The following is a 26,586-nucleotide window of genomic DNA, read 5'->3' on the forward strand; positions in this document are numbered from 1 at the left end:
GAAATTATCAAAGTTCTGTTGCTTTAGCCTGTATATTTTTATGGCTACCTTTATAGGGTTAATTATGAACAGTAAATGTCAACAGACCCTAATTTATAATTCTTTTTTCAAAAAATCGATCCTATTAAAAATCCTTTTAAAAAAAACTAAATAATTGAATTTAATATATTTTTTAAACCACCTAAAAGAAGTTTATTTAAAATTAAGATATGGAGATAAATGAAATCTAACCTATTCAATAGAAATTATTTCGATTTATTTTATCGGCCTTTTCCAAGAATGCTCAACTTTAATTTTTAGAATAAAATGATCTAAATAAGGGAGATTTTGCTAGGGATTTCAAGATGTTTAGCGATATTTTTTATTTTTAATTACCTTGAAGCTCTACCTGATATTCAAGAATTACAGATTTTATAGTTGTCATGATGCTGTCTATTATTCCCTACTCACATCACATGCATGTACATAGTTCAAGAACCTAACCATAATAACGACATCCCAATATCCGGCATATATATCCTCATGCTGAATACTGGGAATCATCTCATTTATGCACTCAGTTATTCATCACGTTTGAACACCAGTTCTCCCTTAAGTGAACTGTCTGCATCGAAATAATAGCCATCGCTATTAAAAGCTTTCAACTCTTCGACACAATCAATTTTATTTTCAATCATAAAACGCGCCATGAGACCGCGTGCTTTTTTGGCATAGAAACTAATCACTTTATATTTACCATTTTTCTGATCCAGAAATAGCGGCTTGATAATGTCTGCCTGAATTTTGCGCTCGTTGACTGATTTGTAATATTCATCAGAGGCAATATTCACCAGGATTTCAGAATTTGCTGCTGCTAGATCCTGATTAATCAGATCAGTAATGTGATGCGCCCAGAAGTCATATAGGTTATGCCCGCGGGAATTGGCTAACTTGGTTCCCATTTCCAGACGGTACGGCATCATTAGATCCAAAGGACGTAAGAGTCCATATAATCCAGACAACATGCGTAAACGGTCTTGTGCATAGTGCAGATCTTCATGTTTTAAACTATAGGCATCCAGACCTGTATAGACATCGCCTTTAAATGCAAAAATCGCCTGACGGGCATTGGCTAAATTAAAATCCGGTTGCCAGTCATTAAAACGTGCGGTATTTAAAGTGGCAATTTTTTCACTAACACTCATTAAGCTGGAAATTTCTGTTGCAGAAAGTGTTCGACAAACGTTGATCAAGTCCTGTGAATGTTCTAATAATCTCGCTTGAGTAAATTGGTCAGTCGGTAATGGAGTATCGTAATCGAGAGTTTTGGCTGGAGAAATTAAAGCGAGCATGGCAACCTGGTCAAAAAATGATTAATCAAACTATATCAGTCTGCTTATTTTAATTCCAATTCATGTTTTTATTCATCATAATCGTTAAAATGCACGATTCTCCTGTTAATCATCGGTTTTTATATGCCCGAGCAAATTTTTCTTCAAGGGCCTGCGGGTCAGATTGAAGTTTTTGTGGATTATCCTCAGGGTGAAGTGAAAGGATTCGCGGTAGTTTGTCACCCCCATCCATTGCAAGGCGGTACACCACAACATAAGGTTCCGGTTTTACTGGCACAAATGTATCTGGAACGTGGCTGTATTGTGTATCGTCCAAGTTTCCGTGGTTCTGGTCAAAGTGCAGGTATACACGACGAGGGCTTCGGTGAAACGGATGATGTATTAGAAGTCATTCGGTTCGCTCGCAACCAGCATATTGCCCTGCCTTTTTATGCAGGCGGTTTTAGTTTTGGTGCGCATGTCATGGCAAAAAGCTATGCAGCCTTACCCGTAGAACTGCAACCAAAGCAAACCATTTTATGCGGTCTGCCAACTGCAACAGTGGCTGGTATTCGCCATTATGTTACGCCTGCAATTAAAGGCGACATCTTGTTCATTCATGGTGAAGCCGATGAAGTGACTTTGCTCTCAGATATGATTGAATGGGCAAAGCCACAACGCCATTTAGTGACCGTATTACCTGGTGCCAACCATTTCTTTACCGGCTATTTAAAGCAATTGCGGATCGCAATGACCCGGTACTTAGCGCTTGGCTAAATAAAAAAACCCATCAGATGATGGGTTTTTTATTAAAAGACAAAATCTTCTGCAAAAATTTCATACATCACAGCCCGATATTTAGGCTTATCGATGTAGCGGATAATTTTTCCGCCCAAGCGTTCTGCAATTTTACGGCTAGCCCAGTTTTCTTCTGCTACCGGGTAGCTTAAAACTTGAATCCCTAATGTATTGAAAGCATAAGCCACAACACAATGCACTACCTCATGTCCATAATGATGACCATGTGCAGTTTCGCGAATCCAAATACCGACTTCAGGTATTTCATCATGAAGTCGATGCAAACCACATAGCCCAATAAATTCTTGTGTTTCAATATGACGGATCACAAATACATATTCTTTATAATCAGTCATATTTTCCAGCCAATTTTGCCAGACTGTTGCAAATCCCTGTTCAGATTGTGGTGGGTCCCACGCCATAAAACGTGTCAAACTCGGCGTAATTGAAGCATAAGTTTCTTTGGCATCGGCTGATTTAAAACAATTCAGGATCAAGCGTTTACTTTGCAGTGTAGGCAAAGCTGATTGAGTCTGTTGAATTAGCTCTTCCATTCAAACTCGCTAAAGCGTTCCTGCTCTTTTAGAGAGGTTTCCACTGCCTGTGCAAGCTGATTAAGCAAACTTCTTTCGGTGATACGATCCAGCCAGTCCTGTTCTTCTTCAGGATATGAGGCAATCTCACAGACCAGATGCCCTTGTTCATCTCTGGTTTCGCAACTCACTGATAAAGGCAGCGCATGTTCTTCTACGCTGACGGCAACCTGAGCACCACTTTGGCTTAAGGTCTGAAAACCGTATTTACCTAATTTTTCGGCAAGTAAATGTGCTACATATTCCTGGGTTTCTTGACCATCCCGTGGTGTTTGGCTCTGGGTATTGGCCATGAATTTTAATTTTCGCATCGCTACTTCCAAATGGCTTTTTTCTTATATGGGTTTAGCATAAGCAATATAAACAAAACAGCCAAGCAAAAGCTTGGCTGTTTCACATAATTTTAAAAATTATTCTGATACTTGAATTGGCAGTCCTGCGATTGAGGTCAATTCTGTGAAGGTCGGGAAACTGGTTGCGACCGTTTCGGTTCCGACAATCTTGATCTGCTCCGAATTACGCAAACCGGCAATCGAAAAACTCATCGCGATACGGTGATCGTGATGCGATTCAATTTCACCACCCGTAAAGATTGGCAACCAGTCACCGGACTTACCCTTACCTTCAATGATGATGCCATCGTCCGTTGGGGTACAGTCGATGCCCATGGTTTGAAGACCATCTGCCATGACCTGAATACGATCCGATTCCTTCACGCGAAGCTCGGCAGCGCCGGTCAGAATCGTCTGACCTTCAGCACATGCAGCTGCAATGAATAACGCCGGGAATTCATCAATTGCCAATGGCACCTGATCTTCCGGCATATGAATACCTTTTAAGGTACGTGTACCACGAATACGAATATCTGCAATCGGTTCACCGCCCGCAATACGCTCGTTTTCAACTGTAATGTCCGCACCCATTTGCTTGAGGATTTCGACCACACCAGTACGGGTCGGGTTAATGCCAACTGCTTCAAGGGTCACATCCGAGTTTTCAGTAATGGCCGCACCGACCATAAAGAAAGCAGCAGAAGAAATATCTGAAGGCACCTGAATATTGGTTCCAACCAGCTTTCCGCCACCTTGCAGTGAAATTCGATTACCTTCGGTTTTCACTTCATAACCGAATGCACGCAACATACGTTCAGTATGATCGCGGGTTGGTTCAGGTTCAGTTACCGAAGTTTCACCTTCCGCCCATAGACCTGCAAGTAAAATTCCTGATTTCACCTGAGCAGAAGCCATTGGCAAATCGTACTGAATCCCTTTGAGGTTTTGATTGCCGGTAATGGATACAGGGGGTGTACCGCGTTCACCCGTGGTCTGAATTTGCGCGCCCATTTCACGTAAAGGCTTGGCAATACGCTCCATTGGACGTTTGGATAAAGATGCGTCGCCAGTCATGACTGAATCAAATTTTTGCGCTGCCAGCATACCGGACAGCAAACGCATTGAAGTGCCTGAGTTGCCCATATAAATGGCAGACTGGGGCGCTTTTAAGCCATGCATGCCAACACCATGAATGGTCACTTCACCATTTTTAGGGCCTTCAATGCTCACACCCATATCACGGAAAGCTTGCAGTGTCGCTAAAGCATCTTCACCTTCTAGAAAGCCGGTCACATGCGTGGTACCTTCTGCAATCGCACCAAACATGATCGAGCGATGTGACACAGATTTGTCACCTGGCACGGTAAATTTACCCTGAAATTTCTTGGCACCCGGCTGAATGGTAAATTGTTGTGTCACTTTATTTTTCTCCATGAAAGGTTTCTTGGCGAGCATATGGTTGAAATGCTGGCGAGCTGCCTGCGCATGACCCAATAAGCCCATCAATGCGTGGGAATCTTCATCTTCAATCAATTTGCGAATAATCGCGAGCTGCTGTTCAAAGCCATCAACAGCATTCAGAACTGCTTTTTTGTTGGCAAAAAAGATGTCATGCCACATTTGTGGATCGCTGGCGGCAATTCGCGAGAAATCCCGGAAGCCACCGGCAGCATAACGAAATATATCTAAATTGTCTTCACGCTTGGCCAGTTGCTCAACCAGGTTAAAGGCCATAAGATGCGGAAGGTGACTGGTATGCGCTAGCACTTCATCGTGCTTGTCGACATCCATACAAATCACTTCGGCTTTCGCCGCTTGCCACAGCTGAATCAGTTTATCGACGGCCCAGCCTGCACTACTTGGCAGTGGCGTCAAAATCACCTTATGATTGGCAAATAAATCGACTTTTCCTGCATGTACACCAGTATGTTCTGCACCTGCAATCGGATGGCCCGGTACAAAACCTTCAGGCAGTTCATCGCCAAAAACCGCTTTCGCTGCATCGACCACATTACCTTTGGTACTACCAACATCAGTAATAATGGTATTGGGAGATAAATAAGGCTGAATGGCTTCCAACACCTTTTGCGTGGCACGTACCGGCAATGCAAGCACTACCAGATCAGCACCTTTGACCGCCTCTACAGGATCGGCATAGCCTTCGGAAATCAGGCCAAGAGATTTAGCATCTTCCAAAGTCTTTTGTGAACGTGTCGATGCAACGATGTCATTGGCCAAATGCTCGGCTCGAATGACACGCGCCAGACTTGAACCAATCAGTCCAAGCCCGATAAATGCAACTTTTTCAAACAGTGGCTGCGACATGGTTTAAGCTTTTGCCTCTAAACCGAGTACTTTAGCCAATGCGCTCAAGAATTTCGCATTTTCTGTTTCAGTACCAATCGATACACGAATGTGATTAGAAATACCAACCGGACGCACAATTACCCCTTGTTTGAGTAAACCATTAAAGGTTGCTGATGGGTCAGCCTGCACATCCACCAAGATAAAGTTGGCACGTGAAGGCACATAGTTAAGACCCAAAGCCTTAAAACCAGCTTCAAGTTGCGCCATACCGGCTTTATTCACTTCACGAGAACGCGCGATAAAATCTTCATCTTTCAGTGCAGCCACCGCAGCCACCATCGCAAGATGGTTGACATTAAATGGCTGACGAATACGATTGAGATAATCCGTCACTTCTACTGAAGCCAGAGCAAAACCAACACGTAGTGCAGCCAAACCATAGCACTTCGACAAAGTACGGCTAACGATCAGGTTTGGATATTGCGCGAGGAATTTCAAGCTGTTGAAGTTTTCCGGGAAATATTCCACATAGGCTTCATCCAGAACCACGATGACATTGGCAGGAACTTTTTGCATGAACGCTTCAAATTCAGCTTCTTCAAACCAGGTTCCTGTTGGATTATTCGGGTTTGCAATGAAGACGAGTTTGGTATTGTCTTGAATTGCAGCCGCCATTGCTTCCAAGTCATGCGAAAAGCCTTTAGCTGGCACTTCAATCGCTTGTGCATTAATGGCTTGAGTCACCAATGCATAAACTGCAAAAGCATGCTGGCTATACACCACCGAATCATTTTCTGAAACGAATGCGCGGGCAAACATTTCCAGTAAGTCGTTTGAACCATTCCCCAAGGTAATCTGATCGTGATTAAAACCAAACTGGGCCTTGATCTGATCTTTCAGGATAAAACCACCACCATCCGGATAACGGCCAATTTCAGAAATTTCCGCAGCGACCGCTTCTTTGACTTTATCTGAACAACCCAGCGGATTTTCATTTGAAGCCAGTTTGACGATATCGGTAAGCCCCAACTCGCGCTCAAGTTCACTGATCGGCTTACCCGGTTGATATGGCTTTAATTTTGAGATGCCTGAATTGGCTGGAACAAACGACATTTTAGACTTCCAATTTTAGGTATAAAACAGTGGTCAGCACCCTCGCCCTGACCACGTATAGCTGACTTAAAGTACAGCTGCAGGATATGAACCGAGCACGCGAACTTCTTTAACCAAAGGACGAATTTCTTCAATGGCTGCTTTCACGTGTTCCTGCTCAATATGGCCTTCAAGATCAATGAAGAACACATAAGCCCATTTTTCAGGAAGTGCAGGCCGGGTTTCAATACTGGTCAGGCTGATATTGTGCTTGGCAAACGGCGCCAGAATTTCCAGCAAAGCTCCGGCACGATCATGCGCTGAGATTAGTAATGAAGTCTTGTCATTACCACTTTGCGGCACTTTTTCACGACCAATCACCAGGAAGCGTGTGGTATTTTCCGGATTGTCCTCGATATTGCTATGCATGATTTCGAGGTCATAGATACTCGCGGCAATTTCAGAAGCAATTGCAGCAGAATGCCATTCATTACGAATACGGCGTGCTGCTTCCGCATTGGAACTTAAAGCGACACGTTCCACACCTGGATAATGAGCATCCAGCCACTTACGGCATTGTGCCAAAGTCTGCTGATGCGCATAAATCTGTTTGATGCTGTCTTTACGGGTATTTTCAGAAATCAGGAACTGATGGTGAATCGGTAATTCAACTTCGCCAATCACATTCAGGTTCGATGTTTTAAAACAGTCCAAAGTATGGTTGACCACGCCTTCAGAGGAATTTTCTACCGGCACCAGACCATAATGGGCACTGCCTGCTTCCACGTCACGGAAAACTTCATCAATGGTCGGTAAAGGACGAACCACAGCATCATGACCAAAGTGCTTGAGTACCGCAGAATGGGTATAAGTCCCGACTGGTCCAAGGAAAGCAATGCTTTGCGGAGCTTCGAGTGCCAGACAGGCCGACATGATTTCACGGAACAGACGTGCCATGGTGGTATCAGACAATGGCCCTTCATTACGTTCCATGACATTACGCAAAACCTGAGCTTCACGTTCTGGACGGTAAAACAGCGGATTCTCTTCTGAGGCAAACTTTGCTTTTGCCACAGCTTCAGCCAAACGTGCCCGACGGTTAATCAATTGCTGAATTTGCTGATCAACAGAATCGATATCTTCACGAATTTTTACCAAATCAAGAGAAGTCGTGGTGTTTTGATCGTCGTTGATCATTGTTCTGTCGCCCTTCATAAACCTTATCTGTTCAGTATAACAATAGTGAGCTTTCAAAGGTTACGCAATATGACATTGGTAGATTAAGTCTTAAAAACATACAGTTGATTTTAACCGTTTATCGCTTTTAGTCATATCTGGTAACATTTACTTCAGCTTTTCTGCTTGATTTACATTATTAAATTGTAAACTTTGCCTGTCCATATTAACTGATTTTAAGGAAGATGAAATATCACTATTTCTTAATCTATATAGCGGTTTTAAACATAAGAAAATTAAAATAATTGCTTTTCAAACGTCATTTTTGAACCATTCATATCTAAGATAGATTTCACAATAAAATGCACACTCTGCAATCCCATTTTTATCGACTTCTCTTTGATTTCACTTATTTTTTTACATTAAATCACTACTCAATTACAAAGCAGAGACGATTTTTTAACCAATCATAGATAGTCTAACTTAAAACAAGCGTTTGGGTGTCAGTCATGCCAAAAAGAATAGCTGTACTTTTGACGAATAATTTTGAAGATCAGGAATATCTTGAACCCGTTGCAGCCTTGCTGGAAGCAAAGCATAGCATCTGTAATATTGAGTTTAATGCAGGAAAAGTGGTCTATGGTCTGCATGGCTGTTCTGCAGTGACGATTGACCGGGACATCGAACAAATCAGTATTGATGATTTTGATGCCTTGCTGATTCCTGGCGGTGAATCTGCAGTTTCTTTATCTACCGATATGCGGGTGCTGCAATTTATCCAGGCTTTTAATCAAGCCAAGAAAACCATCTTTAGTTTATGTGATGCATCATTATTACTGTGTGAAGCAGATGTGCTGAAAAATCGAATTATTACCAGTATTCGCGCGCATGCCAGTCGCGTCCAACGTGCCGGTGGAACGTATTATGATGCAGAACTGGTGAATGACAATAATCAGTTGATTTCATCGCGTCTACCCAATGATTTACCCATTTTTATTCATGAATGTTTGGATGTCTTAAAATCATAAAGTCTTAAAAAATATTTCCCATCTTGGCTATGTTCTCCCCCTATAAAAAAGAGTCCTTCGGGACTCTTTTTTTATGAGTGAGCTATTAACGTCCTAACAGACCACGTGCCACTATCTCTTTCATGATTTCATTAGTACCACCATAAATCCGCTGAATCCGCGCATCAACGAAGAAACGTGAAATTGGATATTCAGTCATATAGCCATAACCCCCAAATAATTGCAGGAGATTGTCCGCGATTTTCATCTGCATATCGGTAGAAAAACTTTTCAATGCCGCTGCAGTTTCTACATCCAGCTTCCCTTGCATATAAAGCTCAAGATTCTGGTTATAAAATGCTGCAGTTGCCAATTCATCAATTTTCGCTTGCGCCAACACAAAACGAGTATTCTGGAATTGACCGATCGCCTGACCAAAAGCCTGACGCTCTTTCACATATTGTGTGGTCACATCAATAGATCCACGAATGGCGCCTAGAGCGGTGGCAGCAATGGCGGTACGCTCACGCGGCAATTCCTGCATTAAGTAAGCAAATCCCTGTCCCGGCTGACCCAGTAATTGATCCTTTGGCACTTTGACATTGTCGAAGAACAGTTCAGACGTATCCTGAGCATGCAGACCAATCTTGTCCAGATTAGTGCCTTTTTTAAAGCCTTCCAGATGGGTATCGACCAGCAGCAATGAAACGCCTTTAGCTCGGGCTTGAGGATCGGTTTTGACCGCAAGCACCACCAAGTCAGCATGCTGACCATTGGAAATGAAGGTTTTTGAGCCATTTAACAGATAATATTCATCCTGCAAGATGGCACTAGTACGCATGGCTTGCAAATCTGAACCTGCACCTGGCTCGGTCATGCCAATCGCACCGACCACTTCACCGGTGACCATTTTTGGTAACCAGTATTTTTTCTGTTCTTCAGTACCAATATGCAGGATATACGGTGCTGCAATATCGGAATGACAAGACAGACCTGTGGCGATAGCACTGTATCCGGCACGTGCAGATTCTTCGATCAGCATCAAGGAATAATCGGTCGGCACCCCATAGCCACCATATTCTTCTGGAACATCGACACACAAGAAGCCATTTTCACCGAGTGCATTCCAGACTGAACGCGGCATCAGACCTTCACGTTCCCACTGGTCGTAGTACGGTGCGACATGTTCGTTCATAAAGCGTTTAAAATTATCGCGGAATAATTCTAGATCGGCATCGTAGGCAAGCATTCTATTGTCCTTGTTGTTTATCATTTTAGTTTCCTTTTCACAGACTATCGACTTTCCTGCTCCCTGTCATGTGCCGGCATTCATCTTTTTACTAACTTCACAGTCAATAAAAAAGGGAAGCCGAAGCTTCCCTTTTAGACATGAAAGACAGACTCAAAATTAGTGAGCGTTATTGCCTTCTTGTGCCATTTTTTCGTCAATTTCTGCAGGATTTGCTAAAGCATAGTTCAGCTTGTCCATATCTAACTGGCCCACCCATTTCGCAACCACTAAAGTCGCCAAAGAGTTACCGACCAGATTGGTCAAGGCACGAGCTTCAGACATGAAACGATCGATACCGAGAATCAATGCCAGACCTGCAACAGGAATATTCCCTACAGCAGCCAAAGTTGCCGCCATCACAATAAAGCCTGAACCAGTCACGCCTGCCGCACCCTTAGATGAGATCAGAAGTACCAGAAGCAGGGTAATTTGATGAGACAAGTCAAGTTGCGTATTGGTTGCTTGCGCAATAAAGATTGCAGCCATCGTCAAGTAAATCGACGTACCATCCAGGTTAAATGAATAACCAGTTGGAATCACCAGACCTACCACCGACTTCTCTGCACCGGCAAGTTCCAGTTTCTTCAACATACGTGGCAGTACTGATTCTGAAGATGACGTCCCCAGTACAATCAGAAGTTCTTCGCGAATCAGGCGGATCATCTTCATGATGCTGAACCCTGCGAAACGCGCAATTGAGCCCAATACGATGAAAATAAACAGTACGCAGGTAACATAGAAACAAATGATCAACTGTGCCAGCTGAGCAAGAGAACCAATACCATATTTACCAATTGTAAACGCCATTGCACCAAATGCACCAATTGGAGCAAGTTTCATCACCATGTTCACGATGTTGAAAAACACATGTGAAATCTGGTCGATGAGTTTCAGGACTGGCTTGCCTTGATCACCGAGCTTATGCAGTGCAAAACCAAAGATGATCGCGAACAATAGAACCTGCAGGATTTCGCCTTCCGCAAATGCGCCCACAACCGTATTTGGAATAATGTTCATCAGGAAGTCGATAGTCGATTGTGACTCACCTGAAGCAACATATTTACTGATGCCACTAGTATCCAGTGAAGCAGGATCAACGTTCATGCCCACACCAGGCTTGACGATGTTAATCACGACCAGACCGATGACCAAAGCAATCGTGGATACGATCTCGAAGTAAAGTAAAGCCACACCACCAGTTTTACCGACTGATTTCATGCTTTCCATACCTGCAATACCGCTCACTACGGTACAGAAAATTACAGGTGCGATAATCATTTTAATCAGACGGATAAATGCATCACCAAGCGGTTTAAGCTGTTCGCCCAAGCCAGGGACATGCTGTTCTACGCCATTGATAATTTGCGTACCACTAGGCGAAAAATGCCCGACCAGAATACCTGCGATAATGGCCACAATCACTTGAAAATACAGTGACTTATAAATTGGTTGTTTCGCCATAATAAATCTACTTGAACGATATCAAAAATAAGAAAGACCATTTTGAGAAATATACTGACCTCTTCATCCCTTCTCAGGATGAACCGGATCAAGTCTCAAAAGGCTCAAGAGAATGTTCAAAAATGATAATCAGCCATGCATTGAATCTGACACTCAAGTATCAGACCAAAGTATTAAATGGGAGAAAGAGATTAAGAAAAATTAAACAGACTCTAAAAATTGCCTAAATTTTACCGAATATTCAGACTAAATGTGCATAACTTATTATGCGCTTGTTTATGTTTTAACCAGAATAGATTAGACATTAGTCGATAATCAGATTTAACTGATTGTTTTACGTATACTGAAATGTTTATGGATTTTCACCCTCTCCCTTGACATTAATATTTTCTGCAAGCTGTAAAAAGTTATGAATACCAAAAGAAATATTTATAAAGATTTCGAACATCCCTTTGCCCAATATGTACGCATTGTGGGTAAAGGGAAAAATGGCGCCCGCTCTCTCTGCTATGATGAAGCCTATCAAGCCTTCAGTATGATTTTGAAAAATGAAGTGCTGGATGTGCAGTTAGGTGCATTCTTGATGTTATTGCGGGTCAAGGAAGAATCTGTAGATGAGTTGGCCGGTTTTGTACAGGCGACACGTGACCAGCTGAGTTTCAAAAAACTGGATGTCGATCTGGACTGGTCTTCATATGCGGGCAAGCGCAAGCATTATCCATGGTTTATTCTGGCAGCCCTGACACTGGCCAAGCATGGTTATAATATTGTGATGCATGGTGCCTCGGGCCATACCATGAACCGCGTTTACACCGAACAGGTGCTGACTTACTTAGGCTATCCAATCTGTCAAAATGATGCCGAGGTTGAACAGCAACTTCTACAACAGCATTTTGCTTACATACCGTTAGAAGTAATTTCTCCGATTCTTGCAGACTTGATTGCGCTGCGTAATGTCATGGGCTTACGCTCCCCAATTCATACCCTGGCGCGTCTGATCAATCCCTTTAATGCCAAAGCGACCCTGCAAGCCATTTTCCATCCAGCATATCGTGGTTCGCATCAGCAAGCAGCTTTCCGCTTGGGCTATAAAAATAGTGCCGTGATTAAAGGTGAAGGGGGCGAATTCGAGCGTAATCCGGATGCCAAAACGCTCATCTGTGGCATTAAAGATGGCCTGCTCTATGAGCATGAATTGCCAAAGCTCACTGACAACCGCAGTCCAATTGAAGAAGAACTGGATCTGGCGCTATTTAAGGCTGTCTGGGACGGTCAGCAAAGCCATGATTATGGCGAGATTGCAGTGATAGAAACTATGGGCATTGCGCTATATACCATGGGCGTGTGTGACAGCTTTGAAGCTGCGATGCAAAAAGCCAAAATCTTATGGGCGAATCGCCACACGGTTTAATCTTGTGCAAAAGAAAAAAGCATTGTTCAGTGAATGAACAATGCTTTTTTTAATTGTATTGCTATTGGCTGGGAATTAAGCCTTAAACAAAACGAATCGGCTTGAATTCAGGTTCATTCTTGTGATGATCATCATCACACTCTTCACCCTCTTCTTTAGTACCGCGATCGATATAACCGCTGCGCTCATTTTCAGGCAGGTTTTTCATTTCCCAGGCATACACTGCCTGCATACAGGTCTGACGTTGTTCTGGTGTCAAGGCTACACCGTTTGGCCACTTTCCAATTTCGACTGCTGTTCTTAGGCGTTCAACAATCTCAGGATTGAGTACGGCAAGCATTTGTTCAATATTCATGATTTAATCCTGCTTAAAATAATCAAAGTCCTGATTCCACCCCAGTTTGGTTCGACAGGCATTATAAAAGTCATAACCCGGTGGATGCAGAAGATTCAGTTTAAAGGGATGCTTGCGAATATGGACGCTATCACCCACATTCAAAGACACACTGTGTTGTCCATCCGCACTAACCATCGGCAGTACGCGATTTTCACGAATCAGTAATTTAATTTCACTATGTCCACCGACCACAATCGGGCGTGAAGACAAGGTATGCGGATGCATCGGTACCAAGGCAATCGCATCCATACTTGGATGTACAATCGGGCCACCACCAGAAAGCGCATAAGCCGTAGAACCAGTCGGCGTAGAGACTATCAGGCCATCGCTGTGCTGACGATAGACATATTGTCCATCAATATTCAGTTCAAAATCGATCATATGTACCGATTTCCCTGAATGTAGCACCACATCATTTAGAGCAATGGCATCGTAAATCACTTCACCTTTGGAGCGAATTTCGACTTCGAGTAAAAAGCGTCGCTCAGTCTGAAAGTCACCCTTTAATACCTGATCCAGCTTGAATATCACTTCAGTCGGCTTGATATCCGTTAAAAAACCCAGACGACCACGGTTAACCCCGATCACCGGGGTATTGTACTTGACCAAGGCGCGTGCTGCATGTAATAGCGAGCCGTCACCGCCCACGACAATCACCAGATCCACCACCTCACCCAATAAGGCACGACTGACGGTTTGGGTATTTTGATAGGGAACAAGTTCAGCTGTCGCTGCATCAAAAACTGGGTGTAGGCCTAAATTGAGAAGATGATCGTGAATAAGGCATAAGGTTTCAACCACCGACGATTTATCAGGACGTCCTATTAACCCGATATTTCGAAAGGTCTTATGGGAAATTTGCACCAGTGTCGTCGCTCCGCTACGAATCCTGCTTATCATAACATTAAGCTATACCTGGATGACAATTTATAACAGTGCTTCATAGGTAGGAAATTATTTGAAATATATTCGAATTAAGGAGAAATTGTGGGGTTTCATTTTAATTTTAAGCGCATTTCTTGATTAAATATTGCAAAATAATGAAAAGCTTCGCATGATTAGCACAATTTCACAGGATCTTATAAGTATTTATGAAATCTGAACGTGGCATGGGGTTTCTTGCCTTAATTTTTTCTATTATTGTCATTTCTATCTTTGTAGCATTTAGTATCTATTTGATTAGATTAGACAATATTGTACGCGACAAGTTTGAAGGTCAGCGCTGGGATATTCCGGCCAAGGTCTTCGCACGTCCGATGGAAGTGTACGTGAATGCCCCAGTCAGTCTGCAGGATTTCCAACAAGAATTAAAATTACTCGGTTATAAAAATTCGGATAGTTATACCAAATCAGGCAGCTTTGTCACCACGGGTAATACCCTGTATGTGCATACACGCGGCTTTGATTTTGGTGACCGGGTTGAACCGGAGCAAATATTAAAAGTCAGTTTCAGCGGTGAACAGATTGCAGAAGTCAGCGCAACCAAACCGTCTTCAAGCGGGATTGCGCGTTTAGAACCTTTATTAATTGGTGGGATTTATCCGCAGCATAACGAAGACCGTGTGCTGATCAAGCTAAATAAAGTGCCTAAGCCCTTGATCGAAGCGCTGATCGCGACCGAAGACCGTAAGTTCTATGAGCATCATGGGGTTTCACCGCGTGGTATTGCACGTGCCGTAGTCAGCAATATTACCGGTGGTAAACGTCAGGGTGGCTCAACCTTGACCCAGCAGCTGGTCAAAAATTTCTATTTAACCCCTGAGCGCACCTTAAAACGTAAAGTGAATGAAGCCTTTATGGCGATGCTGATTGAATTGCATTATGACAAGAATGAAATTCTAGAAGCTTATCTGAATGAGGTAAATCTCGGCCAGAATGGTAACTACTCCATTAATGGTTATGGTCTGGCATCGCAGTTTTATTTTGGCCTGCCACTGCGTGAACTGAATATTTCCCAGCAAGCATTTTTGGTGGGTTTAGTCCAAGGCCCGAGTCTATACAATCCATGGCGCAATCCTGAAAGTGCGAAAAAACGCCGTGATATCGTCCTGAATAATATGCTGGTGATGGGCTATCTGACTCAGGAACAATATGAAAAAGAAACCGCACGTCCGTTAAATGTCATTTCAAAACCGACTTTAGGCCCTGCCCGCTTCCCGGATTTTCTGGATATTGTACGTCGTCAATTACGCACAGATTATCAGGAAACCGATCTGACCAATCAGGGTCTGCGAATTTTCACTACTTTAGATCCTTTGGCCCAAACCAGAATTCAGGACAGCTTTAAAGAGACGGTGGCGCGTTTAAGCAAATCCAATCCGGGTCGCCTGAAAGATTTACAGGGTGCGGTATTGGTATCGCATCCGGAAAATGGTGAGCTGGTGGCCGCAGTAGGTTCTACTCAAGATTTTACCGGCTTTAACCGTGCAGTCGATGCCAAGCGTCAAGTCGGTTCCCTGCTAAAACCGGTGATCTACCTGAGTGCCCTGGAATCGAACCGTTATCACTGGGCAAGCCCAATTGAAGACAGTGAAATCAGCATCAAGAGTGATGGCAAAACCTGGACGCTGAAAAACTATAGTGGTCGCGGACATGGTGTCATTCCAATGTCACAAGCCTTATCGCAATCTTATAACCTGTCCACTGTGCGTTTAGCACAAGAATTTGGTCTGTCCACCTTTATTAATCATCTGAAAAAATTTGGTGTGACCTCAGATATTCCATCTTATCCATCGATTTACTTGGGTGCGGTAGATATGTCCCCGATGGAAGTAATGAATATTTACGGCAACTTTGCTACAGGCGGCTTTAAATACCCAACCAAAGCGATTCGCTCTGTGGTGGATGCCAACGGTCGATCTCTGGATCGTTATAGCCTGAGTGTGCAACCGACCATTGATCCGGCTTCTGCTTATGCCCTGAATTATGGCTTACAACAGGTCATGTCGAATGGTACAGGTCGTGCAGCCTATAACAGCTTGCCACGCAGTCTGAATCTTGCTGGTAAGTCCGGTACTACGAATGACAGCCGTGACTCATGGTTTGCCGGATACTCAGGTAATTATATGACCGTGGTTTGGCTCGGTCTGGATGACAACAAAGTCACTGGCTTAACCGGTTCTTCAGGTGCCCTGCCCGTTTGGACCAATGTCATGAAACAGTTGCGCCAGAAACCGGTGAATCTGCCACAGCCGAATGAAATCGAATGGCATTGGCTGGATCGTTATACTGGTTTATTGTCTGCACAAGGCTGTGAAGGCGCCATGTATATCCCGATTTCGCGTCATGCCCTGCCAAATCAGGCGACTGCCTGCGGCATCTCGCACTATGCGACGGAACCTTATGATATTGATTCAGAACCTGCGCCATCTGATGCTGAACAGGATGATATGAGTCGCTACATACAAGAAAGTGAAACAGAAATAGAACGCGATCTTGAGAGCGAAACCCGTATTATCGCCAGTGGAAGTTATAGCCATTAATTGAGTCTATGTTTATGTTAAGAAAAATCCTCCCTGGTTTGCTCATCCTCAGTCTGGTGGGCTGCCAAAGTATCTCTGAGCCAGAAAAGCCAGTTAGCCCTGCCAAGCCTGCGACGGAAAAACCTAAGGCAAAAACGCCAGACGGCGTCGTGATTACGCCTTATGACCGTCCTGACATCAAACGTCAGAAAATTGTCATTCCTGAGCAAAAGCCGAAAAGCCAAAAGTTTGATGATGGCCGTAATCTGCCGGCTTTTAAGAGTCTGATGCAGCAAACCCAGCAGGCCTATACCAAGCAGCAGTTCGCTCAAGCTGAAGCTTCTGCAACTCAGGCACAGCGACTGGCCCCTCAAGCACCGGAAACCTATTTATACTTAGGCATGATCGCCAACCGTAAAAATCAGCCAGCAAGCGCCGATGCTTTTGCCTTACGTGGCCTGAGTTATGCACAATCTAGTGCCATGAAAAAGCAGCTTTGGCAAGTGCGCCTTAAATCTGCTCAGTTGCGGAAAAATGCCAAAGCGATTCAGCAAGCTCAACAGGCACTGAAAAAGCTTTAAGATAATTTCCCATAGAAACTTACTTACTAATAGAAAGTTTATTTTATAAATAAAGTGTTTAAATATAGCGAATGCCGGCAATGCCATAAGCGTGCTGGCTTTTTGCATACTCAAGCTCATCAGCCTTCATTCCACCCAAAGCAAAAACCGGAATCTGTACCTGCTCTGCCATTTGCTTGAATTGCTCCCAGCCTAGTGCAGGCGTGTCCGGATGCGTTGCGGTCGCCAGTACCGGACTCAGCAAGGCTGCTTCACAACCGATCTGTTCTGCATGCATTAAAGCACTCAGGTCATGACAGGCTGCCAGATAACGATAGCCAGATTTCAATTCACCTTGTTTCAAGTTCATTAGTTGATTCTGTTTTAGATGAATCGTGCGAATCGTCTGCTGCTGCAATTCATTCAGTTGTGACCAAAGCTGCTGATTAATGATTAACCTGGAGAGCTGATCTACCGGATATTGGTGTAATTGCATGATCCGTTCAGGCGTCGCTTCTAAACGCCAATATAACATTTGATCTGTATCCAGACTTGATAAGATATCCAGATCTTCAGCAATCTTGATGCGCTGCGGCCATTGCAGCTTTTGAATCATGGACTGATTGGCTTTCGGGAAATTCAGCTGACCAAGTTCTTCCCGGCTGTACCAGCGCCAAGGCTGTTTGATTTCAGCCAGTTGAGTAGGCTGTACTGAAGCATGAAAAATATGCAAATTGACGATGAGATCTTCATATTCATGAGAAATAAAATCAGAAGCATGCCAGCGTTCGATATCAACCCCGACCTCTTCAATCACTTCGCGGCGGCAGGCTTCGACTGGTAATTCGCCCTGTTCAACTTTTCCGCCTGGAAATTCATATTTATTGCCCTGATGCTGCTTGGCCTCACGCCAGCCGACGAGAACCTGATTTTGATAAAATAAAAGCGCAATTGCGACATGAATCGTAGCTTTAGTCATGATGTACAGAACCGTTAAAGTTTTACAGATTGTAAGCAAATTAGAGTTTTTTATAAATTGCTCAATATTTCGTTGACAGACATATTCGATAATGATTATCATTTAAATCAATCCAAAACACACCACGGAGTCGACGGAATGAACGCCCCATTTAGCCTATTTACCCGTAACAATGATACTCACCATGCCTTGCCAATGCTGCACTCCAACAATCTTTTTGCACTGGGTCGTGAAATCCGGATCATGCATGCCGGCGAAGAATACCGCTTGCGTCTGACCCGCAATAACCGTCTTATTCTGACCAAATAATTAAATCAGTTCTAATAATAACAAACGTGGGAAGCAGCAGTATGAATCAGCGCATACTGCTTTTTAATCTTCTGATCATGAGATTTGCTATTCAGGCTTAAAACTCAATGACACTTTAAGTCCACCCAAGTCCGACGGCGCATAATCAATTTTAGCTACATGCAGTGCCATAATTTTCTGGCAAATGGATAGGCCTAAACCTGAACCCTGAGTTCGCGTACCCAAAGCACGATAAAAACGTTCACCCAAACGTTCCAGCACATCATCAGTAATCCCCTCTCCTGAATTTTCAATCAGCAACTGTATCTGTTTCTGCTCAATAACTGTTCGGATCTCGACCTGTCCCTGTTGCGGCGTATAACGGATCGCATTGTCGACCAGATTGCGAATACAACTAAAAATCAGTTCTGGATTCGCTTCGATCACAGCATCCTCAAGGTTTAGATTCCAATGAATGTCTTTTTCTTCTGCAAAAGGCTGCAATGCCTGCAAAGCCTCCTGAACCAGATTTTTAAGATTAATCGTTTGCGTTGGTAATTGCTCTGTGCGCTCCGGATCGAGTCGTGCCAGCAAGAGTAAATTTTCCAGCACCTGCGTACCGCGGTTGACATCATTTTGAATCAGCTGCAATGCTTGAGGGAGCTGTGCATCACCTTGATATTTGCGTTTTAAAACCTGTAGACGCATTTGAATTGCAGACAGTGGAGAACGCAGCTCATGTGAAGCATCTGCAGTAAAACGCTGTTCGGCAGCCAGTGACTTTTCCAGCCGGCCGAGCATGGCATTCAACTGACGAATAATCGGTTGCAGTTCAGTGATTTCAGGATCAGGCGTTTTGAGAGGGCTTAGATCCTGAGCAGTTTTGGAACCAATCGCCCGGGAAATCTTGTTTAATGGCCGTAACTGGCGTCTGATCGCAACACGCAAAATCAGCCATTGCACTAGCCATAAAATCAATAAGATCCCGGCAAAGCCCAAAGTAGTTTGCCAGAGTTCATCGAAACGTACTGAAAGTGGCTGTACGATTTTGACCTGAAGGTCGTCATCTTCCGCAGTCAGTATCCGGATAAAATGACCATTTTCATAAGCAAACTGAAAGCCGTTGTTCTGTGCTTTTGGAATGGTATTAATTAATTCATCATCAATCGAAGTAGTCAGTACCTGTTGATCCAGCAACAAGGCATACTGGATATCAAACTGTTCACTGAGTTCATCGACTTGGGCGTCTTTGGCCTGGGTAACATCGCCAAGCAGTAACTCAGAAATTTGCTCCATTAATTCATCATGCAACTGACTGGCCTGATAACTGGAAATTCCCAATAACAGCAGCCAGGCCAATACTCCAGCCAAGATGGAACTAAACAGTGCATGTTTGATCAGCCGGGTTTGCAGGGAAATAGCAGCCGACATGGGGTTAAGCCTCAGCCTTATGCATACGATAGCCCAAGCCACGAATGGTCTTGATCATCTGGCTGCCAATTTTTTTACGCAGCTGATAGATAAATACTTCAATGGCATTACTTTCAATTTCATCGCCCCAGGCGTACAGCGATTCTTCCAGCTGTTCACGGGTGACAATATGTTCAGGCTGCTGCATCAGCTTGTATAAAATCTGAAATTCCTTCGCAGTCAGATTCATAGCTTGACCTTCTTTAGTCAGGGTTTTGGCTTGAGTGTCCAGACTGAGATCCTGCCAGTGCAGGATATGATTCGGTATTTTCTGCTTCTGTCTGAGTTGGGCACGAACTCGGGCCGAAAGTTCTTCCAGACTAAAAGGTTTGACCAGATAATCATTCGCGCCTAAATCCAGACCTTCAACCCGGTCATCAATACTGTCTTTGGCCGTAATAAAAATCACCGGCGTATCTTGATGTTGGCTGCGCAAAATTTTCAGAATGTCATCTCCAGTGGCATTCGGCAGGCCACGATCCAGCAGAATACAGTCATATTTATGCTGCTCAATCGCTAGGATCGCATGATCACCACGCTCTACCCGATCAATCACATAACCGTCCATTTCCAGCCAAGTCTGGATACTGTCTGCCTGAGACTGATCATCTTCCGCCAAAAGAATACGCATATTCTGCTCCGTTTGCTTCCTTGTTCTATCTTGCCTTGAAAAAGTTCCAGACTCAAAAAAACCACATGCTTTTTGGTAACTTGCATGTGGTTTTTTGTCGCTGTGTTCAAATTGATTTCAGCAAATCAGGCGATATTAGAAACGAACCTGATCAACCTCAATTTCAACACGTTTTGCCGGTTTATAATCAATGTCGATTTCACCTGTGATGATTACCGGTGTTTTGGCTGAAATCGGTTTGCCTTGCCAAAGTTCATCATCAATCTCAACAGTAATAGTTCCTGTGCTGTCTCGGAACTGGTATTTTTCATCACCGACCGCTTTCACGACATAACCTTTAAGCTGAACCTTACTGTCATCTTTCATGGCCAGTGCCTGTTTGACTGTGGTCGATTTAGCAAAAGCAGCCTGATTCACAGCAGTGTCGCTACTTGCTATCGTAGCCGTCGCGATAGAACCCATCAATGCAGCTGCCAAAACCGTATTTATCATCATTTTCATCGCAATTACCTCTTTAAAGTCTTGCCTTGTTTCGATGATGCTATTAAAACAGCCGAAGATGAATTGAACCTTAAGATTACTTCATTTTCAAAATTAATTTAAGGGTGCGACTCTCAGGACTTCTTCAAGCGTAGTGACACCTTCCAGAATCTTGCGCGCCCCGGCAATTCTGAGCGGCTCTACCCCTTCTTTTTTCGCCTGCTGACGCAGCTGGTTCAGATTAGCATCGGCACCAATCAGCTGTTTAGTGGTCAAACTCAGTGGCATAAACTCATAAATCCCAATACGGCCTTTATAGCCGGTATGCCGGCATTCTTCGCAGCCCACCGCCTTAAAGACAAATTCCGGTCGCGGCAAAGGATAATCGGCTGCCAGATGCTGCCATTCCTGTTCATTCAGGAAGCTTTCCTGCTTGCAATGTGGGCAGAGTTTACGCACCAGACGTTGAGCCAGAACACCCAAGATGGTTGCTGCTGTCAAAAATGGCTGTACGCCCAGATCATGCAGACGGGTCAGACTCGACGGCGCATCATTGGTATGTAAAGTTGAGAGAACCAGATGACCAGTCAATGCTGCCTGAATCGCCATATTGGCAGTATCCTGATCACGAATTTCCCCGACCATGATAATGTCCGGGTCCTGACGCATCAATGCACGCACGCCGTCAGCAAAACCAAGATCGATACCATTATTGACCTGCATCTGGTTAAAGCTAGGTTCCAGCATCTCGATCGGGTCTTCAATGGTACAGACGTTGACCTGTTCAGTCGCCAGCTGTTTCAAGGTTGAATAAAGCGTAGTAGTTTTACCGGAACCAGTCGGACCGGTCACCAGAATAATGCCGTGACTGTGACTGGTCAGATTGTTCCAGTCATTGAGCAGATGACCTTCAAAACCGAGTTGCTGGAAGCTTCTCACCAGCACTTCCGGATCGAAAATACGCATCACCAGTTTTTCACCGAATGCCGTTGGCAAGGTCGACAAACGCAATTCGGTTTCCTGTCCTTTTGGTGTACGGGTTTTCAGGCGGCCATCCTGTGGTTTACGTTTTTCCGCGACGTTCATCCGGCCCAGAATCTTGATCCGGGAAATGACGGCGGTCAATGTATTGGCGGGCATGTTGTAAATCGTATGCAGTACGCCATCAATCCGGAAACGAATCTTACCCGTATCTTTACGCGGTTCCATGTGAATATCACTGGCGCCCTGCTCAAAGGCAAATTGCAACACCCAGTCTACCAGTTTGACAATATGCTGGTCATTGGCATCCGGATTCTGTGAGTCACCCAGCTGTAGCAAGGCTTCGACGCCCTTATTTTCCCGGTCATAGGCGGAAGATTTTTGTGAACCACTGACTGCACGACTGACCTGATAATATTCAGTAATATAACGTTGTAATTGTTCTGGATTCAGTAATACCCGTTGTATTTTTTTTGGTGCAATATTCTGCTCGAGATTCGACATCCATTCAGTTTTATAAGGCTGATCTGTAGCAATCAGAACTTTGTCTGCCTGAATTTCTACCGCCAGAATACGGTTGCGCAGTGAATATTCCTGCGACATGACATGGGTCAATGCCTGTACATCAGCTTTGAGCGGATCAATGATATAGAACATCAATCCGGTTTTTTCTGCCAGCCACTGACATAAACGGTTCAGGGTCAGCGTTGTTTGAGGATGGGACTGATCGACCAGATTAAAATTGGCAATCCACTGTAAAGGGTGCCATTTTAATTGTTCACGTTGCCGATGAGTGGTTTGTACCAGCATCCGGTCGCGTTCACTGATCTTACCGTCTTTAAAGAGTTGGTCTAGACACCATGCCGTATCCATTTCAAAGTCAAATTTCATTATTATCAGTCCCCAAACTTGCCTCCACTATAACAAGTTTTTGCAGTTTTTCGCATGCTCTCGACCTATCGAATGTACGTTTCTATTTCAATCTCAAAAAGAAAGTAAAGAATGGATTTGATCACTACTGCAACATTTTTGATCTATGCAAACCTGATCTCATCACATATATTTTTAAATAATCAACTCTTAGCTTGCTGAGGTCACAGATGGATTTGACTGCGGTTCCCCTGCATGCGCATTCTTTTCATGAACTGCTCACGATACTCACCTCGGCATTGGGCTGCGGCCTATTGATTGGTCTGGAGCGGGAACGGCATAAACAACGTGAGCAGCAACCGAGTTTTGCCGGCTTACGTTCCTTTGCGATCTGTGCTTTATTGGGCGCACTGTGTTTCCTTTTTGGAATCGTGATTGCTGTAATAGGTGCTTTGATCGTGGGTGGTATGGTCATTTTATCCATAAAAAATCAACCAGATGATCCGGGCATTACCACAGAGCTTGCATTTGTGATGACCTATTTTGTTGGCGCCATGTGTTTGTGGAATATTCCTCTGGCAGCCGGTCTTTCTGTGCTCTTAACCGGTATTTTGATGGCCAAACATACCATGCACAATATTGCCGGGAAATGGATTAAAGAAGCCGAATTCAGGGATGGACTATTATTACTGGCCTTGATTTTGATTGGCTTGCCGCTGACCCCTGATCGCCCTTTTTGGGGAGAAGTGCTTAACCCTTATCTTATTTTAAAATTACTGACCTTAATTTTAGTGGTACAAGCTCTGGCGCATATTGCGAAACGCTTTTTTTCGACTAAAAATGCCCTGATGCTGTCCTCCATTGCTTCCGGTTTTGTTTCCAGTACGGCGACCATCGCTCAGTTAGGTTTACAGGTCCGTAAAGGTGAAATGGATGCACGATCGAATGCCGGCGCCGCACTGATGTCCTGTATCTCGACTATTGTGCTGCTATTGATTGTGGTTGGAGGGGTATCATGGAGCTGGCTGAAAATCCTGCTTTTGCCCTCTTTAGTTGCCGTAATCCTTCTGGCAGCCTGTGCGTTTTTATTATTGCGCAAGGCAAAACCTGCGCCGAGCATGGAATCATCAGACAGCCAGATGTTTAGCTTAAAAGAAGCTGTGATTATTGCAGTCACATTAACATTGATTCAGGCTGGAGTTTACGGACTGGAGGTCTGGCTCGGGGATGCCGGCTTACTGGCCGGAACCTTACTCGCCTCTCTGTTCGAGATTCATGCCGCGATGGCGAGTGTCGTCGTTCAAGGTGATCCCTCCAATATGCGTCTGATTTATGCCCTGCTTTTAGGTCTGGGTGCTCATGCCCTGGCCAAATCAGCCAATGCCGCTTTGACCGGTGGCTGGAAGTTTGTACTTTATTTTGCACCGGTGCAGATTTTACATATGGCGGTGTTGATTGGGGTTTTGTGGTGGAACCTATAATCTAGGAAGGAATATGCTGGATAGCAACAATTAGCACTTGCTGAGCATGAATTTTGAAATGGATATCAACATTTGCAAACTTCATCCCATATACCCGTTCTTCATCTTCCTGATATGCAGGTCTTGGATCTAAAGATAAGACAGCTTCCAGTTCCTGAATAGTCTGCACAGAAATTTTTCCATTTCCTAGTAATTGTTGCTTTTGCTGCTCCGCTTCATCGCTCCAAATGACGGTTTTACGTGGTGGTTCATCCTGTGCATAACCGCTTTGTGCTTCAATGATGGCATCCGAATATTGAATATAAGGTTTGATATCCATAATTGGCGTGCCATCGAGCAAGTCACTCCCTGTCACATACACTCGAACATGTTTGCCCACTTTTCTCACTTCTTTGAGTTTGACCACAGATAAACCAATCGGTGATGGACGATACATGCTGCGCGTAGCAAACACGCCTATTTTCTTGTTACCACCCAAACGCGGCGGACGCACTTGTGGACGAAACTGGCTGTTGTGCTGGTTTTTATTGTCATGAAATTGCCAGACCAGCCACAAATGACTGAATTCTTCAATTCCCTCAAAGGCGAGCAGGTCATTATAGGGTCCGACCATTTCAATATAGCTTTCGACCTGAACCAGATTCGGCTGACGAGGAATACCAAATTTTTCTTTATAGGGAGAACGCATATAACCAATAATCGGCAGCGTCAGTTCAGTCATCATCACTTTTTTTGATAAGCTCAATTAAATATATTCAGTTTATCGAGAATGAATTTAGATTAGAATAGCAAGCTGTTCTAATTTGATAATTTATTGAGACCTTTAATGGCTGCTTTTAACGTCGAAAAGATTACTCACGTCCACCACTGGAATGATACTTTATTCTCTTTTAAAACGACTCGTGACACTGCTTTGCGTTTTAAAAACGGTCAGTTTGTAATGATCGGCCTTGAAGTCAATGGCAAGCCGTTAATGCGCGCATATTCAATTGCAAGCGCCAACTACGAAGAAGAGTTAGAGTTTTTCTCAATTAAAGTGCCTGATGGTCCACTGACTTCGATTTTACAGAAAGTCAAAGTCGGTGATGACATTTTGGTTTCTAAAAAGCCGACAGGTACATTGGTACTTGATGACTTGAACCCAGGTAAAAATCTTTACCTGCTTTCTTCTGGTACTGGTCTTGCACCGTTCCTGTCGACTATTCGCGATCCTGAAACTTATGAGCGTTTTGAAAAAATCATCGTAGTTCACGGTACCCGTTTCATTTCAGAACTGGCTTATCAAGATTTGATCCTGAATGAAGTGCCAAATCATGAATTCTTCTCTGAACTCGGCGCGAAAGAAAAATTGGTATATTACCCAACCGTCACCCGTGAAGAATATCCAAACCAAGGTCGTGTAACCACCGCGATTGAAACCGGTGAACTGTTTGAAAAAATCGGTCTGCCACGTTTCAACCCGGAAACTGACCGTGCCATGTTATGCGGTAGCCCTGCATTCCTAGATGACGTTGCTGCGCTTCTTGATCAACACGGTCTGAAAGAATCTCCAAAAATGGGCGTTCTGGGTGACTACGTGATTGAACGTGCATTCGTAGAAAAATAAGATTTTCTAAAATAAAAAACCGGACTTAAAAGTCCGGTTTTTTATTGGAACCATCACTAAATAATTAACGATCGCGACCTTCCTGGTTTGCAGAACCTGAACAGCCTGCGCCACCTGCAATGATGAAACCCGTTTGCGCTTTACATGAACCAATCATACGGCCATGAGAGTCAAATGTAGTTACTGACGATGCACAGCCCGTCAATACAACAGTCGCTACAAGTGCAATAAGTGCTGATAATTTCATGATATTCCCCTTTATTATTTACGGTTTTAAATTAATCTGATTTTGGCTTGGTGGCGTTGGTAACAGGCCTGTATTCGCATCTGGCGTATTGTAATTCACACCTAAGGCATCGCCTGAACCACTACAATGTGCACTTGCGGTCGAAAGTAGGCCACGCGTCGCCATACATGAACCGATGATTTTTCCTGTTGCATCATAAGTCACGACTTTGGAACTACAAGCTGCTAAACCCGATATTGCCAATATTGAAAAAATTTTAATTAAATTCACATTAACCCTCGCACGATGCAAAAAACTAAATTATTAAAATTTATGTATATTTTCTGAATTTCGCCAGAGATTCTAATTTAATTTGTT

At 43.8% G+C, this 26,586-nt stretch carries 26 protein-coding genes; 8 read left to right on the plus strand and 18 right to left on the minus strand.

The features are described 5' to 3' along the window. Window positions 1-560 precede the first annotated feature (560 nt). Window positions 561-1,331 (minus strand): peroxide stress protein YaaA, encoded by a 771-nt coding sequence (gene yaaA, locus NI465_RS14245; RefSeq protein WP_253145768.1) that lies wholly within the window; start codon window positions 1,329-1,331, stop codon window positions 561-563. A 123-nt stretch (window positions 1,332-1,454) separates the two neighbouring features. Here yaaA and NI465_RS14250 point away from each other — a divergent pair, with 123 nt between their 5' ends. Further along, window positions 1,455-2,087, plus strand: coding sequence for an alpha/beta hydrolase (locus NI465_RS14250; RefSeq protein ID WP_044113003.1), 633 nt, complete (start codon window positions 1,455-1,457; stop codon window positions 2,085-2,087). A gap of 32 nt (window positions 2,088-2,119) precedes the next feature. Here NI465_RS14250 and NI465_RS14255 read toward each other — a convergent pair whose 3' ends face one another. The 5 genes from NI465_RS14255 to pheA form a co-directional block, all read right to left on the minus strand. Continuing rightward, window positions 2,120-2,662, minus strand: coding sequence for a GNAT family N-acetyltransferase (locus NI465_RS14255; protein ID WP_004278982.1), 543 nt, complete (start codon window positions 2,660-2,662; stop codon window positions 2,120-2,122). Further along, window positions 2,650-3,012 carry a hypothetical protein gene (locus NI465_RS14260; RefSeq protein WP_004278984.1) on the minus strand — a complete coding sequence of 121 codons (363 nt, stop codon included), beginning with the start codon at window positions 3,010-3,012 and terminating at the stop codon, window positions 2,650-2,652. Before NI465_RS14260 ends, NI465_RS14255 begins: the two co-directional genes overlap by 13 nt. 99 nt (window positions 3,013-3,111) lie before the next feature. Continuing rightward, on the minus strand, window positions 3,112-5,358 hold the full coding sequence (locus NI465_RS14265) for a bifunctional prephenate dehydrogenase/3-phosphoshikimate 1-carboxyvinyltransferase (protein WP_253145770.1): 2,247 nt from the start codon (window positions 5,356-5,358) through the stop codon (window positions 3,112-3,114). A gap of 3 nt (window positions 5,359-5,361) precedes the next feature. After that, a complete protein-coding gene (hisC, locus tag NI465_RS14270; RefSeq protein ID WP_253145771.1) occupies window positions 5,362-6,453 on the minus strand; it encodes a histidinol-phosphate transaminase in 1,092 nt (363 codons plus the stop codon). A gap of 66 nt (window positions 6,454-6,519) precedes the next feature. Next, window positions 6,520-7,629, minus strand: coding sequence for a prephenate dehydratase (gene pheA, locus NI465_RS14275; RefSeq protein ID WP_004278987.1), 1,110 nt, complete (start codon window positions 7,627-7,629; stop codon window positions 6,520-6,522). A gap of 488 nt (window positions 7,630-8,117) precedes the next feature. On the opposite strand from pheA, the gene NI465_RS14280 reads away from it, so the two are divergent. Beyond that, entirely contained in the window at window positions 8,118-8,636 is a 519-nt protein-coding gene (locus NI465_RS14280; protein WP_005106495.1) for a DJ-1/PfpI family protein, read from the plus strand. An 85-nt stretch (window positions 8,637-8,721) separates the two neighbouring features. On the opposite strand, the gene NI465_RS14285 is transcribed toward NI465_RS14280, so the two are convergent. Next, on the minus strand, window positions 8,722-9,864 hold the full coding sequence (locus tag NI465_RS14285; protein ID WP_114541957.1) for an acyl-CoA dehydrogenase family protein: 1,143 nt from the start codon (window positions 9,862-9,864) through the stop codon (window positions 8,722-8,724). 159 nt (window positions 9,865-10,023) lie between these two features. Then, window positions 10,024-11,367, minus strand: coding sequence for a dicarboxylate/amino acid:cation symporter (locus NI465_RS14290; protein ID WP_195725817.1), 1,344 nt, complete (start codon window positions 11,365-11,367; stop codon window positions 10,024-10,026). Window positions 11,368-11,776: 409 nt separating this feature from the next. Here NI465_RS14290 and NI465_RS14295 point away from each other — a divergent pair, with 409 nt between their 5' ends. Beyond that, window positions 11,777-12,778, plus strand: a complete 1,002-nt coding sequence (locus NI465_RS14295; protein ID WP_005106493.1) for a glycosyl transferase family protein — start codon at window positions 11,777-11,779, stop codon at window positions 12,776-12,778. An 82-nt stretch (window positions 12,779-12,860) separates the two neighbouring features. On the opposite strand, the gene NI465_RS14300 is transcribed toward NI465_RS14295, so the two are convergent. Further along, window positions 12,861-13,133 (minus strand): YeaC family protein, encoded by a 273-nt coding sequence (locus tag NI465_RS14300; RefSeq protein ID WP_004278992.1) that lies wholly within the window; start codon window positions 13,131-13,133, stop codon window positions 12,861-12,863. Window positions 13,134-13,136: 3 nt separating this feature from the next. Continuing rightward, a complete protein-coding gene (locus NI465_RS14305) occupies window positions 13,137-14,075 on the minus strand; it encodes an NAD(+) kinase (protein WP_004645573.1) in 939 nt (312 codons plus the stop codon). A 191-nt stretch (window positions 14,076-14,266) separates the two neighbouring features. On the opposite strand from NI465_RS14305, the gene mrcB reads away from it, so the two are divergent. Both mrcB and NI465_RS14315 read left to right on the plus strand, forming a co-directional pair. Further along, on the plus strand, window positions 14,267-16,657 hold the full coding sequence (gene mrcB / locus NI465_RS14310) for a penicillin-binding protein 1B (RefSeq protein WP_253145772.1): 2,391 nt from the start codon (window positions 14,267-14,269) through the stop codon (window positions 16,655-16,657). Window positions 16,658-16,671: 14 nt separating this feature from the next. Further along, window positions 16,672-17,217 (plus strand): tetratricopeptide repeat protein, encoded by a 546-nt coding sequence (locus NI465_RS14315; RefSeq protein ID WP_114541948.1) that lies wholly within the window; start codon window positions 16,672-16,674, stop codon window positions 17,215-17,217. Window positions 17,218-17,275: 58 nt separating this feature from the next. Here NI465_RS14315 and NI465_RS14320 read toward each other — a convergent pair whose 3' ends face one another. Continuing rightward, a complete protein-coding gene (locus tag NI465_RS14320) occupies window positions 17,276-18,175 on the minus strand; it encodes an NUDIX domain-containing protein (RefSeq protein ID WP_004731618.1) in 900 nt (299 codons plus the stop codon). Between the two features lie 138 nt (window positions 18,176-18,313). On the opposite strand from NI465_RS14320, the gene hemP reads away from it, so the two are divergent. Next, window positions 18,314-18,484 (plus strand): hemin uptake protein HemP, encoded by a 171-nt coding sequence (hemP, locus tag NI465_RS14325; protein ID WP_004645578.1) that lies wholly within the window; start codon window positions 18,314-18,316, stop codon window positions 18,482-18,484. A gap of 87 nt (window positions 18,485-18,571) precedes the next feature. Here hemP and NI465_RS14330 read toward each other — a convergent pair whose 3' ends face one another. From NI465_RS14330 to tfpB, 4 genes are all read right to left on the minus strand, one after another. Then, on the minus strand, window positions 18,572-19,894 hold the full coding sequence (locus tag NI465_RS14330; RefSeq protein ID WP_253145773.1) for a sensor histidine kinase: 1,323 nt from the start codon (window positions 19,892-19,894) through the stop codon (window positions 18,572-18,574). 4 nt (window positions 19,895-19,898) lie between these two features. Further along, a complete protein-coding gene (locus NI465_RS14335; protein WP_005247444.1) occupies window positions 19,899-20,564 on the minus strand; it encodes a response regulator transcription factor in 666 nt (221 codons plus the stop codon). A 135-nt stretch (window positions 20,565-20,699) separates the two neighbouring features. Further along, on the minus strand, window positions 20,700-21,065 hold the full coding sequence (locus tag NI465_RS14340; RefSeq protein ID WP_004645581.1) for a NirD/YgiW/YdeI family stress tolerance protein: 366 nt from the start codon (window positions 21,063-21,065) through the stop codon (window positions 20,700-20,702). Between the two features lie 93 nt (window positions 21,066-21,158). Further along, window positions 21,159-22,916 carry a type IV pilus assembly ATPase TfpB gene (gene tfpB / locus NI465_RS14345; RefSeq protein WP_253145774.1) on the minus strand — a complete coding sequence of 586 codons (1,758 nt, stop codon included), beginning with the start codon at window positions 22,914-22,916 and terminating at the stop codon, window positions 21,159-21,161. 209 nt (window positions 22,917-23,125) lie between these two features. Between tfpB and NI465_RS14350 the strand changes: the two genes are divergently transcribed. Beyond that, the gene (locus NI465_RS14350; protein WP_044112992.1) at window positions 23,126-24,376 is read left to right on the plus strand and encodes an MgtC/SapB family protein; all 1,251 of its coding nucleotides are present in this window, start codon (window positions 23,126-23,128) and stop codon (window positions 24,374-24,376) included. 1 nt (window position 24,377) lies between these two features. On the opposite strand, the gene tsaA is transcribed toward NI465_RS14350, so the two are convergent. Further along, window positions 24,378-25,097, minus strand: a complete 720-nt coding sequence (gene tsaA, locus NI465_RS14355; protein ID WP_044113030.1) for a tRNA (N6-threonylcarbamoyladenosine(37)-N6)-methyltransferase TrmO — start codon at window positions 25,095-25,097, stop codon at window positions 24,378-24,380. Window positions 25,098-25,202: 105 nt separating this feature from the next. Here tsaA and NI465_RS14360 point away from each other — a divergent pair, with 105 nt between their 5' ends. Then, a complete protein-coding gene (locus NI465_RS14360) occupies window positions 25,203-25,982 on the plus strand; it encodes a ferredoxin--NADP reductase (RefSeq protein WP_004279005.1) in 780 nt (259 codons plus the stop codon). A gap of 64 nt (window positions 25,983-26,046) precedes the next feature. On the opposite strand, the gene NI465_RS14365 is transcribed toward NI465_RS14360, so the two are convergent. Both NI465_RS14365 and NI465_RS14370 read right to left on the minus strand, forming a co-directional pair. Beyond that, window positions 26,047-26,229: a YgdI/YgdR family lipoprotein gene (locus NI465_RS14365; protein WP_004279008.1), complete on the minus strand. Its 183-nt coding sequence runs from the start codon at window positions 26,227-26,229 to the stop codon at window positions 26,047-26,049. A gap of 18 nt (window positions 26,230-26,247) precedes the next feature. Continuing rightward, window positions 26,248-26,499, minus strand: a complete 252-nt coding sequence (locus tag NI465_RS14370) for a hypothetical protein (protein WP_004279009.1) — start codon at window positions 26,497-26,499, stop codon at window positions 26,248-26,250. Window positions 26,500-26,586: the final 87 nt, after the last annotated feature.

The sequence above is a fragment of the Acinetobacter lwoffii genome (assembly GCF_024129855.1).
Lineage (GTDB): Bacteria > Pseudomonadota > Gammaproteobacteria > Pseudomonadales > Moraxellaceae > Acinetobacter > Acinetobacter lwoffii_L.

Bases quoted from the DNA above. Each gene is read 5' to 3' on its own strand.
- NI465_RS14265 (WP_253145770.1), bottom strand. From the start codon at position 5,358: ATGTCGCAGCCACTGTTTGAAAAAGTTGCATTTATCGGGCTTGGACTG.
- NI465_RS14340 (WP_004645581.1), bottom strand. From the start codon at position 21,065: ATGAAAATGATGATAAATACGGTTTTGGCAGCTGCATTGATGGGTTCT.
- NI465_RS14365 (WP_004279008.1), bottom strand. From the start codon at position 26,229: ATGAAATTATCAGCACTTATTGCACTTGTAGCGACTGTTGTATTGACG.
- NI465_RS14290 (WP_195725817.1), bottom strand. From the start codon at position 11,367: ATGGCGAAACAACCAATTTATAAGTCACTGTATTTTCAAGTGATTGTG.
- NI465_RS14255 (WP_004278982.1), bottom strand. From the start codon at position 2,662: ATGGAAGAGCTAATTCAACAGACTCAATCAGCTTTGCCTACACTGCAA.
- hemP (WP_004645578.1), top strand. From the start codon at position 18,314: ATGAACGCCCCATTTAGCCTATTTACCCGTAACAATGATACTCACCAT.
- NI465_RS14295 (WP_005106493.1), top strand. From the start codon at position 11,777: ATGAATACCAAAAGAAATATTTATAAAGATTTCGAACATCCCTTTGCC.
- tsaA (WP_044113030.1), bottom strand. From the start codon at position 25,097: ATGACTGAACTGACGCTGCCGATTATTGGTTATATGCGTTCTCCCTAT.
- NI465_RS14305 (WP_004645573.1), bottom strand. From the start codon at position 14,075: ATGATAAGCAGGATTCGTAGCGGAGCGACGACACTGGTGCAAATTTCC.
- NI465_RS14315 (WP_114541948.1), top strand. From the start codon at position 16,672: ATGTTAAGAAAAATCCTCCCTGGTTTGCTCATCCTCAGTCTGGTGGGC.
- yaaA (WP_253145768.1), bottom strand. From the start codon at position 1,331: ATGCTCGCTTTAATTTCTCCAGCCAAAACTCTCGATTACGATACTCCA.
- NI465_RS14260 (WP_004278984.1), bottom strand. From the start codon at position 3,012: ATGCGAAAATTAAAATTCATGGCCAATACCCAGAGCCAAACACCACGG.
- NI465_RS14285 (WP_114541957.1), bottom strand. From the start codon at position 9,864: ATGCTTGCCTACGATGCCGATCTAGAATTATTCCGCGATAATTTTAAA.
- NI465_RS14320 (WP_004731618.1), bottom strand. From the start codon at position 18,175: ATGACTAAAGCTACGATTCATGTCGCAATTGCGCTTTTATTTTATCAA.
- NI465_RS14280 (WP_005106495.1), top strand. From the start codon at position 8,118: ATGCCAAAAAGAATAGCTGTACTTTTGACGAATAATTTTGAAGATCAG.
- NI465_RS14300 (WP_004278992.1), bottom strand. From the start codon at position 13,133: ATGAATATTGAACAAATGCTTGCCGTACTCAATCCTGAGATTGTTGAA.
- NI465_RS14335 (WP_005247444.1), bottom strand. From the start codon at position 20,564: ATGCGTATTCTTTTGGCGGAAGATGATCAGTCTCAGGCAGACAGTATC.
- pheA (WP_004278987.1), bottom strand. From the start codon at position 7,629: ATGATCAACGACGATCAAAACACCACGACTTCTCTTGATTTGGTAAAA.
- NI465_RS14360 (WP_004279005.1), top strand. From the start codon at position 25,203: ATGGCTGCTTTTAACGTCGAAAAGATTACTCACGTCCACCACTGGAAT.
- NI465_RS14330 (WP_253145773.1), bottom strand. From the start codon at position 19,894: ATGTCGGCTGCTATTTCCCTGCAAACCCGGCTGATCAAACATGCACTG.
- NI465_RS14350 (WP_044112992.1), top strand. From the start codon at position 23,126: ATGGATTTGACTGCGGTTCCCCTGCATGCGCATTCTTTTCATGAACTG.
- mrcB (WP_253145772.1), top strand. From the start codon at position 14,267: ATGAAATCTGAACGTGGCATGGGGTTTCTTGCCTTAATTTTTTCTATT.
- tfpB (WP_253145774.1), bottom strand. From the start codon at position 22,916: ATGAAATTTGACTTTGAAATGGATACGGCATGGTGTCTAGACCAACTC.
- hisC (WP_253145771.1), bottom strand. From the start codon at position 6,453: ATGTCGTTTGTTCCAGCCAATTCAGGCATCTCAAAATTAAAGCCATAT.
- NI465_RS14250 (WP_044113003.1), top strand. From the start codon at position 1,455: ATGCCCGAGCAAATTTTTCTTCAAGGGCCTGCGGGTCAGATTGAAGTT.